The 14,820-nt window shown below is 66.8% G+C and carries 10 protein-coding genes and 1 pseudogene; 5 read left to right on the top strand and 6 right to left on the bottom strand.

Going from position 1 to position 14,820, the window contains the following annotated elements; genetic code table 11:
* Positions 1-56: 56 nt before the first annotated feature.
* Positions 57-415, top strand: a pseudogene (locus VML93_RS38830) (IS1380 family transposase); the annotation flags it as partial.
* Between the two features lie 169 nt (positions 416-584).
* Positions 585-1,433 (top strand): SDR family NAD(P)-dependent oxidoreductase, encoded by an 849-nt coding sequence (locus tag VML93_RS03555; protein ID WP_325607742.1) that lies wholly within the window; start codon positions 585-587, stop codon positions 1,431-1,433.
* 111 nt (positions 1,434-1,544) lie between these two features.
* Here the strand turns inward: VML93_RS03555 and VML93_RS03550 are convergent, their stop codons facing one another.
* The 4 genes from VML93_RS03550 to VML93_RS03535 all read right to left on the bottom strand — a co-directional run bounded on the left by VML93_RS03550 (position 1,545) and on the right by VML93_RS03535 (position 5,845).
* Positions 1,545-4,430, bottom strand: coding sequence for an ATP-binding cassette domain-containing protein (locus tag VML93_RS03550; RefSeq protein ID WP_325607740.1), 2,886 nt, complete (start codon positions 4,428-4,430; stop codon positions 1,545-1,547).
* A gap of 94 nt (positions 4,431-4,524) precedes the next feature.
* Positions 4,525-4,908 carry a DUF7373 family lipoprotein gene (locus VML93_RS03545; protein ID WP_422656532.1) on the bottom strand — a complete coding sequence of 128 codons (384 nt, stop codon included), beginning with the start codon at positions 4,906-4,908 and terminating at the stop codon, positions 4,525-4,527.
* A 12-nt stretch (positions 4,909-4,920) separates the two neighbouring features.
* Positions 4,921-5,319, bottom strand: coding sequence for a DUF7373 family lipoprotein (locus VML93_RS38825; protein ID WP_422656531.1), 399 nt, complete (start codon positions 5,317-5,319; stop codon positions 4,921-4,923).
* Positions 5,231-5,845 carry a DUF7373 family lipoprotein gene (locus tag VML93_RS03535; protein ID WP_325607734.1) on the bottom strand — a complete coding sequence of 205 codons (615 nt, stop codon included), beginning with the start codon at positions 5,843-5,845 and terminating at the stop codon, positions 5,231-5,233. Before VML93_RS03535 ends, VML93_RS38825 begins: the two co-directional genes overlap by 89 nt.
* Positions 5,846-5,920: 75 nt before the next feature.
* Between VML93_RS03535 and VML93_RS03530 the strand changes: the two genes are divergently transcribed.
* Positions 5,921-8,146, top strand: a complete 2,226-nt coding sequence (locus VML93_RS03530; RefSeq protein ID WP_414686271.1) for a molybdopterin-containing oxidoreductase family protein — start codon at positions 5,921-5,923, stop codon at positions 8,144-8,146.
* Positions 8,147-8,225: 79 nt separating this feature from the next.
* Positions 8,226-9,017 (top strand): N-acetylmuramoyl-L-alanine amidase, encoded by a 792-nt coding sequence (locus VML93_RS03525; protein ID WP_325607730.1) that lies wholly within the window; start codon positions 8,226-8,228, stop codon positions 9,015-9,017.
* A 10-nt stretch (positions 9,018-9,027) separates the two neighbouring features.
* Here VML93_RS03525 and VML93_RS03520 read toward each other — a convergent pair whose 3' ends face one another.
* On the bottom strand, positions 9,028-9,945 hold the full coding sequence (locus VML93_RS03520) for an alpha/beta hydrolase (RefSeq protein ID WP_325607729.1): 918 nt from the start codon (positions 9,943-9,945) through the stop codon (positions 9,028-9,030).
* Between the two features lie 54 nt (positions 9,946-9,999).
* Complete coding sequence (locus VML93_RS03515; RefSeq protein ID WP_325607727.1) at positions 10,000-11,226, bottom strand: cytochrome P450; 1,227 nt, start codon at positions 11,224-11,226, stop codon at positions 10,000-10,002.
* A 244-nt stretch (positions 11,227-11,470) separates the two neighbouring features.
* Here VML93_RS03515 and VML93_RS03510 point away from each other — a divergent pair.
* Positions 11,471-14,820: type I polyketide synthase (locus tag VML93_RS03510; protein WP_325607725.1), on the top strand; the 3,350-nt coding region annotated here is incomplete at its 3' end.

Below are 14,820 nucleotides of genomic sequence, written 5' to 3'. Positions count from 1 at the left end.
CCCGAACTGCACGCTGGCCGACGTGCCGGCGTTGGTGCGGTTCTGAGCCTGCATCCGTGGACGGTTGGTATACGGGTGATCGACGTGTGAACAGCGAAAATACCTTCTGGGCCGCGGGTTTGGTTCCGGTGCTGGAATTGGCTAAGCAGACCGGTCTTTCGTGGTTGATCAGCGAGCACGTCGAGCTGCCCAGCACACGGGTGGTCGCGGGCGCGGTGAACCCGCCGGGAAGCTGACCACTACCATCGCGGGCATGATGTGCGGCGCAGACGGCATCGACGATGTGAACGTGTTGCGCGCCGGCGGCACGCCCTGGGTGTTCGCCGAGGTGTATGCGCCCTCGACAGTGGGGATCTTGCTGCGCGAGTTCAGCTTCGGGCACGCCAACCAGCTCGCCGCGGTGGCCCGCGAGCATGAGCTTGGTTGACAGGTCGATCCCGTGCGCGAACGCGTTGACGTTCGGTGTCAGAGATCTGTCCGGGTGCCTTCGTGCCTCGGACGCAAATGTATGTGGATTCGCCGTTTGGGAGACGAACGTGCCTTATCTGGAGCAGAGTTGTCGCGAACGAATATGGAGGACCACCATGACGACCTTTCGCGATCGGTATGGAAGCTATGCGCTCGTCACGGGGGCCTCAGGTGGAATCGGAGAGGAGTTCGCCCGCCAACTGGCGCACCGAGGCCTCAACTTGGTATTGGTTGCGAGGAGACAAGAAAAGCTCGAAGAGTTGGCGGCCGCATTGACGGCGTCGGCCAATGTCGATGTCAAGACGGTCGTTCTCGACTTGCTTGCCGAGGATGCAATCGCCACGCTGCTGAAAGCAACCGAATCAGTGGACATCGGTCTAGTCGTGTTGAATGCAGGGACTCTGATCATGGGGCCGTTCCTCGACGGCACGCTTCAAGAGCACACAGACCTTGTGTCGCTCAACGTTTTTGTACCGATGCAACTTGCGCACCAATTCGGTAACAGGCTTGTTCGGAGAGGGCGCGGTGGATTGATGTTTGTTGCATCCATCGTGGGCGAGCACCCGACACCTTACGAAGCCAACTATGCCGCGTCGAAGGCCTACGTGTCCTCGCTCGGCCGGGCCCTCCATGTTGAATTGTCCAAAGCGGGTATCGACGTAACCGTGCTGGCACCAGGCCTAGTCGATACGCCGATGCTGCAGAACGCGCCGGCAGACGTGACCGAGACCAAGCTGTCAGTCACTGGTCCTGGGCCGGTCGTAAGGGCGGCGCTGGACGGACTTGGAAGAAGAGTGCTCGTGATCCCCGGTGCGCTGAACAAGCTTACTGATGTGACTCTCAAGCATGTTCCTCGTTCAACTGGCGTAAGAATCGCGGGCTCGATACTCGGCCGAATGCTTGCCAACCCAACGCCGCACATTGAACCCAGCACATCTCCCGCGGCAGGCACGCCGCCGAGCTAGCGGGAGTTTCCGGCCTTTGTTGAACGTGGATCTGGTTTCGCCTGTTGGGGGCGGGTTTTCAGGGTAGGTGGGTGTATTACCCACCTGGCTGTGTTGATCGCGGATGTTTGGCTAAGTAAGGCCGGGCAACATCAGCTGTGCCGCCACAGCGGCCGCACATACCGCGGCCACGATCGAAAGTGCCACCCAGTCAGCCAGTTTCGGCCGGGACTGGGCGGCCGAGATCTGGCCGGTGCCACCCCGGGCGGTGACCGCATCGCCCATTTCGTCTGCGCGCCGCAGTGTCACGGTGATGATCGCGACGACCATGTCGATCACGTCTGCGATCAGTCGCCTGAGCCGGGCCAGGCGGGTCGGCGTCGCCTCTTTGGGCCGCAACCGGCGAGCGGCATAGAGCACCCGGAATTCATCGATCAGCATCGGGAAGGTGCGCAGCGCCAGCGCCAGCGCGACCGACCACTCGTCGACCGGGATCCGCAGTGGTCGCAGTGGGCCGCCCAAAGTGCTGAGCGCCGGCGCGATTTCGGCGACATTGGTAGTCAACGACACGAGCGCGCTCAGGCCGATCAAGACGATTGTCAGCGCGGCGATACGTAGAAAACTCAACAGGCCACCCAAAGCGAGTGAGACCGTGCCCAGATGGATCTCCGGACTGCCACCGGCCAGAACCGCAACGACACAGGCGAAGGCCAGCAGGACCCAAAACCAGAACGGCAGCGTCGGCAGCACGCCTCGGGGGATATGTGCCAACCACACTCCGGCCAGCAACAAGACAGCCGTCAATCCGATCGCCGTCCATCCCGGATACAACGTCAACAACAACGAAATACCGAAGACGACAGCCAGTTTGGTTCCGGCCCACAGCCGGTGGATTGCGGAGCTGCCGGGCACCGGGCGTAGCAGCACAAAAGGGCGGGGTTGGCGGCGAGCCGGTTGCTTGGCAGGCGCGGGTACAACCGCCTTGGTCTCTGGTGCCACACCCGACGCCGGCTCCAGCAGGCCGTTGCGCAGGTGCAGGGTGCGTGGGCAGAGCTCCTCCAGTCCCGCGAAGTCGTGCGAAATGACCACCACGGTAAGGCCGGTCTCACGGCGCCGGTCCGTGAGCAGTCGCACCAGACCGCGCTGGCTGACCGCGTCCAGCCCCGCCAGTGGCTCGTCGAGAATCAAGACGCGCGGCGAGCGCGCCAGCAGTCCGGCCAGCACCACGCGACGCATCTGCCCGCCGCTGAGTTGGTCGATGCGCCGCTTCGCCAGCGCGGCGTCCAGGCCGACAACGGCCAGCGCGGCGACCACCCGGTCGTGATCGTCCGGTGAAAAGCCGCCTGCCGACGCCACTTCCAGGTCGACATGGCTGCGCATCAACTGCAGCCGGGCGGTCTGGAACAAGATCGCGACGCCACCGACCTGCTCGTCGACGGGCCGCTCGTCCAGCAGGCAGGTGCCGGTGGACGGCGCCATCAACCCGGCCATGATCCACGCCAGCGTCGACTTCCCGGATCCGTTGCCGCCGTGGATCAGCAGCCCGTCACCCTCATGCACGACGAAGCTGATATCGCGCAGCGCGGTCTGCGCCCAGGGGCCGCCACTGCCGTAATCGTGCCCGACGCCGGTCAGTTCGAGCACCGCTGCGTGGGAATGGTGGCCGGCCGCGACCGTCGGCGCGGGCGCGGGTGCCGCGTCGACCATGGCGGTGTTGTCCAGCGACTCGCTGAGATTGATTGTGCGGTCGGCGTACTCGGCCTCGTTGTTGTAGTGAGTGATGTGCACCAAGGTGGTTTGGTGACGATCGGTCAGACCCGACAGCACCGCCATCAACGCGTCGCGCCCCTGCGGGGCGACCATGCTGGTGACCTCGTCGGCGATGAGCAGCGCGGGCTCGCGGGCCAGCGCCGCGGCCACGGCCAGGCGCTGCAGTTCACCGCCGGACAGGCCGCCGGTGTCGCGCTCGGCGAGCCCGGCCAGCCCGACCTCGCTGAGTAGCCGGTCGACATCGGTGGTCTTGCCGGGTGGCAGTCCCCAAACCACGTCGTCGGCGACCCTCGTGCCCAGCACCTGGCTTTCCGGGTGCTGCATGACGACGGCGGTGCCACCGAGCTGACCGAGACCGACCCCGCCGGGCCGGTCAACAGTGCCCGACGTCGGTTCACGGCCGGCCAGGATCAGCATCAGCGTGGTTTTCCCCGCGCCGTTGGCGCCGATGACCGCGACGTGTTCGGCGGCCTCCACGTTCAGGCTGACTGCGCGCAGTGCGTCGTGGTCGGCCTTCGGGTAGCGCAGGCGCACCTCGTCCAGCCGTACCGGGACCGGCCCGATCGGCCCGGTGCTGACCGGCGCGTCCAGTTTGTGGACATCGGGAATGCCGCGCAGCCGCTCCAGCACCCGCGACAGCGCCCACCACCCGAGCACCGAGGCGCCGGTGATCATCACGGCGCTGTATCCGACGACGAGCCACGGCCAGTAATTCAGTGCTTCAGTGACGAACCGCTTGAAATCCTGCGCGGCCACCTGCAGGTGCGGCACCCGCGCGATGAGCTTGGCGGCTCCGTCCACCCCGACGGCGATCGCGGTGAACACCAATTGCCGAAGCTGCGTCAGGAAGGTCAGTGCGACGACCACCACCGTCCCGATGACGACACCGGCGAAAAAGGACACTGCGATCACAGTCGGCGTGCCGCGGCGGCGGCGCTTCGCGATGCCGGCCAGTCCGCCGACGTACGCACAGAGCGTGACCGCCCCCACGCCGCTCAAGCCGACGACCAGAAAGCCGATCACCGCGGCCGCGATCGTCGCGGTGATCAGCACGCGGATCCGGTAGCGATAGGCCAGCAGCCCCATCGGCACGGCGCCCAGCAGCCCCAGCCCGCCGGCGTGCGGTAGGACGACCGTGACGATCGCGATCGCCGCGCAGAGCGCGCCCATCACCGACGCCTGTGCGAGCTCGTTGGGGGGTAGCGATCGGGCCCGTTGCCGCGCGATCGCCGCGTCGAGCACGGTCACCTCACGATTATGCCAGCCGTCGGCGCATGGTAGCGCCAAAAATGTACCGGTCCAAAGGATTCAAAGGAAATGCATTGGTCAATCAAGACTTTGCCTATTCGCCGGCCAGGATCCGATATTGCGCGGAGATCTGCTGCTTGACGTCTTGTTCGCGATCGGAGAAGGCGAGGAATGCATAGCGGTCGGCCTGGGCGATGCATTTGAAGTGCCACCAGACGCGATTGGCGGTTATGGTCTGCTTGGTCGGCGTCCAGTCGGCCCTGCCGAAGCACTTGGCGGCCGGAAAGCCGGGTACGCCGGCGCCGGTGGGCGTGATGCCGGCCAAACCGGCCGTGTCGCCGGCGAACTGATCGACTATACGGGCGGCGCCGGCGGCGTCACGGGCTTCATACACCCTGGTCAATCGCTCGGAAACCCAACGCACGCCGACGGCGGTGAACAAGGCCGCCGCCGTGATGGGATTGTCCTCGAATTGCAGCCATCCATCGGGTTACCACATCCCCGAGCTCCAGGGTGTGCGGTTGGCCGCCGCCTCCGAGAGGGTGCGGGCCCACAGGTGGCCCGACGGATCTCGGGGCAGATCAGCCATCTTCGCCGGTTCGGTGGGGACGAACCGGTCGATCAAGGTTTCTTGTCTGGCCAGCTTCTCGATGACGGCCATGCATGCGGCCGGGGGTTTGCCGCCGATCACGAACTGATACAGCACATATGGTCCGTGGGTAGTGAAGCCGCGAACCACCACACGGTCGCCGAACGCCGCCGAGGTTGCGATGTCCGGGTGGACCGGGTTCGGCGCGAAGTCAGCGCAGGCCCCGGGGCGCCACGGCGAATCCAGCGGGAACGACGGTCGAGACGGGTCGCGGTGTGAATGAAACCGCTTGTATCTCATCGGCCGGGACGACCGCCGCCAGTTCGCCGGCGCCCGCCGCCGCCGACGTCGGGTCAGGAAACCGCATGACCGCGTTCTGCAGTCGGACGACGTCGCCTTCCCCGGTGCGCCCGGTGCTCAGCCCCGCTATGAATCCGCGGGCTTTACCGATGTCGACGAAGTGTTGTGGCCACGCCTTCATGGACACCGGGTAGGCCAGGGCCGCGCCGAGGTTGATGGGTGTGCCCATCGGAGCGCTGGCCATGAAGTCCTGGTTCACCAACTCCGAGCTGACCTGCCAGGGGCCGACGATGAACGGCGCCATCCGCAGGGCCTCCGCGCCGGCAGCTTCCACCGGGTCGTTGCCGGCGTTTCCGGGCGGCGGGCCCATGGTGATCGGGTAGCTGCCGGTGTCAATCAGCGCCACGATCGCCCGGTCCTTGTCCGCGGGCGATTTCACCGCTCCTCCGGCCACGATCTCGGTGCAACCGGTCAGCGTCAGGACGCACACCGCGGCCAGCAGCCCGCCCCACGCCCTACGCGCCACGGGTGAAATTTTTCCACGACACGGATGTGGCGCCGGGCCGCTCCCGCCAAGCACGGCGAAATGGCAGGTCTGAGGATGAACGGTAGCCCTTACAGTATCCTGCTACAGGTGACACCTGTGATTCAGCAGAAGCCGACGTTCTGCCGGATTTGTGAACCGCTCTGCGGCATGATCGCGACCGTCGAGGACGGCCGACTCGTCGCGCTGCGGCCGGACAAGGACCATCCGCTGTCGTCCGGTTTCGCCTGTCAGAAAGGCATCGCGTTCACCGAGGTTCAGAACGATCCTGATCGCGTCACCACCCCGCTGCGTCGCACGGCCGCCGGATTCGAACCGGTCACCTGGGAGCAGGCACTGTCGGATATCGCCGCCCGGCTGACCAAGATCCTGCGAACCGACGGGTCGGGAGCGGTCGGTTGGTACATGGGCAACCCCGCCGCTTTCAGCTACGCGCACACCTTCGCCGCCCTGACGTTCATCAAAGGCCTTGGCCGCCAAGGGCATTACTTCACCGCTTCGTCCCAGGACACCAACAGCAGGCTGATCGCAAGCCAGCTGCTCTACGGCATTCCGACATCGGTGCCGATACCCGACCTGACCCGCACCGATCTCTTGGTCATGATGGGCGCCAATCCTGTTGTCTCGCATGGCAGTTTCCTCACCGCGCCGCGGATCAAAGACCGCATGCATGACATCGTCAAGCGCGGCGGGCGCATCGTGGTCGTCGATCCGCGCCGCACCGAGACGGCCGCGGCGTTCGAATGGCTGGGCATCGTGCCCGACTCGGATTCCTTCCTGCTGCTGTCCCTGTTGCAGGTCATGTTCGCCGAGGACCTCGTCGACCACGCCCGGGTGGGCCGGCAGGCCGACGGAATCGAATGGTTGAAGACGCTGTGCGAACCGTTCACCCCGGAGACGACCGCCGCGCGCACCGGCATCGATCCCGGTAGCGTCCGGTCACTCGCGCACGATCTGATGCGCACACCGCGCGCCGCCGTCTACGGCAGACTGGGTACCTGCGTCGGCCGGTACGGCACGCTGACCACCTACCTCATCGACGCGGTGAACCTGGTGGCGGGAAACCTGGACGCTCCGGGCGGCTCGGTCTTCGGCTCGATGGAGACGGTGGGCGAGCGGTGGCAGAAGACCGTGATGGGCGTCGCGCTGCGGCGTTCCTATCGCAAGCGCACGCGTATCGGCGGAATTCCCAACGCACTCGGCTCCGAGCCCGCCGCCCTGATGGCGAAGGAGATCACGACGCCGGGCGATCGGCAGATCAAGGCGATGTTCGTCTCGGCGGGCAATCCCGTCCTGTCGGTGCCCAACGGCGACGAACTCGAGGCCGCATTCCAGACCCTGGAACTGTCGGTGGCTCTCGACTTCTACGTCACCGAAACGACGGCCCGCTGTGACTACATCCTGCCCGTGACAACCATGTATGAACGCGACGACTTTCCGTTCATCTTCCAGCCTTTCCAGGCCACGCCGTTTCGTCAGGCCACCGCGGCAGTCGTGGCACCGGCGGGCGATGCTCGGCCGGAATGGGACATCGTCGAGGATCTCACCCGTCGGCTGTCCCGCACCGTGCCGGCGTTCCGCGCGCTCGGAGCTGTTCGAAAAGCATTGGGCCTCTTCGGGTTAGCGCTCACGCCGCGAACCGTGATCGACGCCCTTGTCCGGATGTCGCAGGGCGGTGACCGGTTCGGTGTGCGCCGCGGCGGATTGACGCTGAGGCGGCTGTCCGAACAACATCCGCATGGAATCGTCGTGGCACCACACATCCGCACCGGTGTGCTACGCGGCGCGGTGGCCTACCTGTCGCGCCGCGTCAGGCTGGTCCATCCCGACATCGCCGCCGAAGTCGACAAGCTCGCAAAGAGCGAGCACCCCGACGGCTACCCGTTGCGGATGATCGGCATGCGGGAGCCGCGTTCGGAGAACTCGTGGATGCATAACGCTCCGCTGTTGATGCGCGGCGAGCGGGGACACCGCGCCCTGATGCATGTCGACGACGCGGCCGAGCGGCAGATCTGCGACGGTGAGCTGGTGCGGGTGTCGTCCCCGTACGGCGAGATCACCGTCGCGGTCAGCACCACCAAAGATCTGGTAGCCGGGGTGATTGCGGTGCCGCACGGCTGGGGTCACAAGGGCACCGGAACCTGGCGGCTGGCGAACCGCGCCGGCGGTGCCAACGTCAACCGGTTGACGTCGAGCGAGCCGGCCGACGTCGAGCCGCTGTCGGGCATGGCATGGCTGACCGGTGTGCCGGTGCGGGTGGAGCCCGTCGACTCCCACTGCTGAGCAGACGCAGAATCGCGTGCCAAACACCTATCTGATGCGATTCTGTGTCTGCTCGCGGGGGTCCGTATCGTGAACGGCCATGGATCCGGATGCCGTCAGCCGCCGTCAGCTGCTCCGCCTGGCCGGTAGCGTCGGCCTGGTGTCGGCGGTCGGCGCCTGCTCGGATACGCCACGAATGGACGCAGCCTCGGCGTCGGCGACTCCGAGTCTTGCTGCGACCGGGGTGACCAATGTCAGCCCACCGTTGGCGCCGATAACCTCGCCCCCATTGGCCCCCGCTGCCACTTCGGCTCCGCTGCTCTGCCGAGATGCCTGGGGCGCCCGGCCGGCCCGCTCCGGAGGCCGCCCCCTCACGATCACCCGGATGACCCTGCACCACGAGGCCGTGGTTCTCGGTGACAACCGCAACGCGCCGGAACGCTTCCGGCAGGACCAGCGCTACCACCAGGACACGCTGGGGTGGATCGACATCGCGTACCACGTCGGCGTCGACCGCAACGGCAACGTCTACGAGCTGCGCAGCACCAAGCTCGTCGGCGACACCGCGACGGACTACGACACCACCGGCCATTTCCTCGTTCTCTGCGAAGGGGACTTCGACAAAGAGGTGGTGTCCGAGGCCCAGCTGCATGGCGCGGCGGTGGCATTCGCGTGGGCCGTCCAGACCTTCCGCATCGCGACCGACACATTGGCGGGTCATCGGGACCTCGCCCAGACGTCATGCCCGGGCGCGAATCTCTACGCGCATCTCTCCTCGGGTGACTTGAAGAGCCGGATCAACGACCTGGTGCACAGCGGCACGGTCGACCTGCAGCCGTTCTGCGGACCCGACGCGGCCGCAAGAGTGGCGGCCATCGAGGCGGGTGGCTGACCCAGCCCGGTTAGCCGGCGGCGGCGAGTTTCGCCCGCAGCCATTCGCCCATCTCGGCGATCGCCGCATCGGTTTCGGGCACCCTGCCCGCACCTAACAGGAAGAGATGCTGGCCGTCGGGCACGCCGTGCAGGCTCGCGTCAAGGCCCGCCGCCTTCGCGCGCTGCGCGAATTCGTGGATCTCACCGACGAGCACTTCGTGGGCGCCGAAATAGATGTTGATCGGCGGCAGTCCGCTCAGATCGGCGTAAAGCAGGTTCACCCGGGGATCGTCGTATTTGACTCCGGTTCCGGCGAGCCAGCTTTCGCGGAAGAGCTGCAGCACCGCAAGCGTCAGCACCGTGTCGGTCGCGGCGTTGGTCTTCAGCGTCGGGTTCTTCAGTTCGATGTCGTACCAGGCCGACACCGACAAGATGGCGCCCGGCGGCGGCATCCCCTGATCCCGCATCCTGATGGCCAGGCTGACGGCGAAGTTGCCGCCCACCGAGTGGCCGCCGGCCGCGATCTTCTGGGATCGGTACCCCTGCGACAGCAGCCACCGGTACGCCGTCTCGACATCGTCCTGCTGGGCGGGAAAGTGATTCTCCGGCGAGCGTCGAAAGTCCAGCGCCAGCGCCCGGACACCCGCCGCCTTCGCCAAATGACCGGCGGCCTTGCGGTCGGAGTACATCGAGAACACCACGGTCCCCCCGGCGTGGCTCCAGAGCAGAACGCTCTCGTCGTCGCGCCCGGCCGGGATGCACCACACGGCCGGGACACCCCCCGCGTCGACTTCAGCGTAGGTGACTCCTTCGGGTTCTTTGCCGGCCCGCTGCGCCATCGCATCGCAGATGTCACGAATGTTGTCCAGACCCAGGCTCAGGTTGCCGTAGCGGTCGCGGGCGACTGCGAACAACTTGGCCAGCTGCTCCGATTGCGTGCTCGCCATGGAATCTCCATCTCCTCAGGTGAGCGTCAAGCTACGCTGCGCCGGCCCGGTTGTTCACGATGGGGTGGGCGCCGGTCGACGAACCGCCCGCACGCTCACCGGCAGGCTCGCCAGGCTGTTGATCAAGTTGTTCAGTCCGCGCACGGGCTCGCCGGGTTCGATCGTGTCTACCTGCGCGACAAGGGCTTTGAGTACGGCGTGGCACTGCATCCGGGCCAGGCCCTGGCCCGCGCACGCGTGCGGGCCGCCGCCGAAGCCGAGGTGGTCGCCAGCATTGCGCCGCGTGATGTCGAACTCGTCGGGGCGCTCGAAATGGCGGTGGTCGCGGTTGGCCGAGGCAAAGAAGATGCCCACCCGCGAGCCGGCGTCGAGGTCGTAGCCTGCCACGTTGGTCGCGGTTGTGGTGACGCGACTCAGCACGCGCACGGGTGACTCCACGCGCACGACTTCGTTAAGAGTATTCGGAACCAGGCTCGGGTCGGCTCTCAACGCGGCCCACTGATCCGGATGGGCCGCGAGCAGCCACACCGCGCTGCCGATTGCGCTGATGGTGGTGTCCAGGGACGGTCCGATGTAGTCGAAGACCAGCAGCGGAACTTGCTGGGGCCCCAGCTCGCCGCGCGAGGCCGCCGCGAACATCGCCGCCCCGAGGCTGCCCGGGACGACGGTTCCGTCGGCAAAGGCATGCTCCGCGAGGCCGATCATCTTTTGTGTGGCTGCGATCATGTCCCGGGTTTTCGCCGCGGCGCGATGGGCGCGGGCGTTCAACGGCCCCAGCAGGTCGAAGCTCGCGGAAGCCCACTCCACCAGCTGCTCGCGACCGCCGCCGGGCCAGCCGAGCAGCTCGGGGACTACCGAGAGGGGAAGCGTGGAGGCCAGATCGGTAACGGCATCGAAGGTGCCCTGTTCCACCAGCTCTGCGACTCGCTCGGTGGCGAGCTTCTCCAGCTCGATGCCCAGGTTGCGTAGGGCGCGCGGTGTGAAGCCGCGCATCATGATGCCCCGCAGATATTTGTGCTGCTCACCGTCGCTCATCATCGTGGTCAGGCCCGCGCCGAAGGTGTTGGCCAGTTTGTTGAGACCGACTCCCTGTCCGGAAGCGAATGTCTCGGGATCGGACAGGGCGGCGCGGACTTCGGTGTAGCGGGGCAGCGCATAGATCTGATGCGCGTCGAGCCGGACGACGGGTCCGAGCTCACGCAATGCCCGATAGTGCTGGTGCGGGTCCAGCAGTACTTCGTCGGTGAAAAGGTCGTGCGGATAGGACGGGACTGTCGGCATCGAGGTCCTTTCCTGTCGGCTCAAGAGCAGGACGGCTCGGAGGGGGTGTCGACGTTCGCCAAGGCTATCGCGGCTGGTCAGCGCATTGCCTGTGAGTTTCATTGGAATCTAATTGGAGCGTGATCGCCACGTGGCCGTTCCGAATACGCTGGGCCCGAATCCGTCGGCAGCTGAGCAACATATACGGCCGTTCTGCGGATCGAGGGGGAGTGATTGCCGGGTCTCAGGAAGGCAGGAACTTCGGATGGTCGATGTGGCGATCGTGGGAATCGGATGTCGGCTTCCCGGCAATGTATCTGGGCCAGAACAGCTCTGGGACTTCTTGCTCGCCCGTGGCGATGGAATCATCGAGGTGCCCGCGGACCGGTGGAGTCTGGATCGTTATTACGACCCAGACCCGGAGACGCCCGGGCGGATGTACGTGCGCAGCGGGGGCTTCCTGCAGACCTCACTGTGGGATTTCGACCCGGAGTTCTTCGGTATCTCGCCGCGCGAAGGGGGGTCGATGGACCCCCAGCAGCGGTTGCTGCTGGAGGTCGCTCAGGAAGCGATGGACGACGCCGGGGTGTCCGGCCGGGTGGCGGGTCGCCCGGTCGGTGTCTATGTCGGTGCCGTGAATGCGGACAACATGGTGCTGCGCCAAGGGTTTACGGGCCGGTGGGCGGCGGATTCGCACACCGCGATGTCCAGCACCTACACCATGCTGTCCAACCGGGTGTCGTTCGTGTTCGACCTGCGTGGGCCGAGCATGACTATCGATACCGCGTGTTCGTCGTCGCTGGTCGCGTTACACGAGGCAGTCCAGGCTATCGCGCGCGGCGAGATCGAGCTGGCCCTGGTCGGCGGGGTGAACGCGATGCTCATCCCCGAGACCTTCATTGGGCTGTGCAAGGGCCGGTTCCTGGCCGCGGACGGCCACTGCAAGACCTTTGATGCCGCTGCGGACGGCTATGCGCGCGGTGAGGGCGCCGGCCTGATAGTGCTCAAGCCGCTGGCCGACGCGCAGCGCGACCATGACCGGATCTACGCGGTGATCCGGGCGACCGGGGTCAACCAGGACGGGCGCACGCCGGGTATCACGGTGCCCAATTCCGACGCGCAGGCCGAACTGATCCGCCGGGTGACCGCGGAGTCGGGTCTGGGCCCCGAGGAGATCGGTTATATCGAGGCGCACGGCACCGGCACCGCGGTCGGCGACCCCATGGAGATGGCTGCGATCGGCGAGACGTTGGGCCGGGTCGAGGGCCGCGGAGTGGATCTGGTGGTTGGGTCGATCAAGAACTCCATCGGTCATCTCGAGGCGGCGGCGGGGGTGGCCAGCGTGATCAAGGCGGCCCTTACCCTGCATCACCGCCAGCTGGCCCCACAGGCGAGCCTGAACCGACTGAACCCGGAGATCCCGTTCGCCGAGCATCGACTCCGGGTGGTCACCGAGGCCGAGCCCTTCCCCGCCGGGTACCAGACGGCGGCGGTATCGGTGAATGGGTTCGGCTATGGCGGCACGAATGCGCACGCGATCCTGGTGCAGGCGCCCGAGACATCCGAGTCCACCCGCCCCCCCGCGCGGCAGGCACCGGCCCAGGTGCTGGCGATCTCAGGGCGCAACGAGGCCGGCGCGCGGGCGCTGGCCCGAGAGTTGATCCCGCTCGTGGGCGATATGGAGGTGGACCCCGCCGTTTTGGTGGACACGATGTGGGCGCGGCGGCAGCACTTCAACCACCGATTCGCGGTGCCATTCAGCGACCGCTTCGAGCTGAGCTCCCGGCTGGCAGCGGTGGCCGACGGATCCGCGCTGGGCGGCCGCACGGTCACCGACGTGACAGCGCCTGTCTTCGTGTTCAGCGGGATGGGTCCACAGTGGTGGGGGATGGCCCGATCGCTGCTCGACGCCGACGGGCCGTTCGCGCGGGCCGCAACGGAACTCGACGCGGCGTTCACCGACGTGAGCGGCTGGTCGGTGATCGAGGAACTACGCCGCGACGAGTCGGAGTCCCGGGTGGGCAGCACCGAGGTGGCCCAACCCGCGAACTTTCTGGTGCAGGTCGGACTGACGGCGGAGCTGGCACACTACGGCGTGGTGCCCGGGGCGGTCGTCGGGCACAGCGTCGGCGAGGTGACCGCGGCCTATGTCAGCGGCATCCTCAGCTTGCGCGATTCGGTGCTGGTGAGCTATCACCGCTCACGGCTGCAGGCCAGCACCGCCGGTTCGGGCGGGATGCTGGCGGTGGGTCTGAGCGAGGACGAGGTGCAGGACTGGATCGCCGGCCGCCACGACGTGTGCGTCGCGGCGGTGAACAGCGAGTCCGGCGTGACGCTGGGCGGCACCCACGAGGCGATCGCCGAGCTGACTGAGAAGCTGAACGATGAGGGTGCGTTCGTACGGCAACTACGGGTCGAGGTGCCCTACCACTCGCACCTGATGGACCCGATCCTGCCGGCGCTGCGACAGGAGCTGGCTGGTCTGTCCCCGCAACAGCCCAGGGTGCGGCTTTATTCGACGGTGACCGCCGCCGAGGTCACCGGACCCGACTGGGGCGCGGAGTACTGGCCCGAAAACGTCCGCCGGCCGGTGCGGTTCGGCGACGCGATCAGCGCGCTGATCGAATCGGGCGAGCGGGTGTTCCTGGAGGTGGGCCCGCATCCGGTGTTGTCCGGCAATATCAAGGAGGGGCTGCTGCGCAAAGGGGTTACCGGTCTCGCGGTAAGCACTCTGAAACGCAACGCCGAGGATCCAGTCAGCATCCGGACGACGCTGGCCGACCTCTACGTTGCCGGCGCCCTCGACACTGACCACGCTCCGGGCGCGTCCTGCGGCGTGGCACCGCACCGCCCGTTGCCGGTGCACCACTTCCAGCGCCAACGGCTGTGGTCGATCGAACAGTCGGCCACCGATCGCCATCTGGGCACCCGTGGTGCGTTGGCCCTGCCCGGCGACCCAGTCGACGCCCGGCAGTCCGAATGGCGCACCGAGCTGTCCGCCGCGCAACTGCCCTGGCTGCGCGATCATGTCGTGGCCGGGGTGGTGGTACTGCCCGGGACCGCCTATGTCGATGCGGCGCTGGCCGCGGCCGCCCAGGTCACCCGTAACCCGGCCCCAGCGGTGGACGACCTACGGTTCGTCACTCCGTTGGTGGTGGAGACCACCCAGGTCCCCATCGTCGATCTGAACGTGGAGTCCGCCAGCGGTCGGTTCACCTTCAGTTCGCAGAGCTGTCCGGGCGGCGGTTGGACCACGCACGCGACCGGGCGCATCGTCGACGGCCCGATCAAGCCGACGCTGAGCCTGCCTGAGTTCGCCTCCGAGCTGACCACAGCCACGACCACCACTGCCGACGACCTTTACCCGCGGCTTGCCGAGCGGGGCCTGGTTTACGGGCCGGCATTCCGCCGGATCGTGGACGCGTGGGCGGATCAGGATCGCGCGACGGCCCGGGTCAATGCCACCGACACCGGTGTGGCCACGTCCAACCATCAGGCCCACCCCGCGGTGTTGGACGCCGCCCTGCAGTGCGTTGCGCTGTTGACAGGACACCTGGACGGCGATGGGGGCGCCCTGGAAGCGGTGGTGCCGGCGGCGATAAAGCATGTGCGCCA

The sequence above is a fragment of the Mycobacterium sp. genome, assembly GCF_035499775.1.
Classification (GTDB): Bacteria; Actinomycetota; Actinomycetes; order Mycobacteriales; family Mycobacteriaceae; genus Mycobacterium.
The sequence above is the reverse complement of the archived record's forward strand: the minus strand, read 5'-3'. Positions and strand labels throughout refer to the sequence as shown.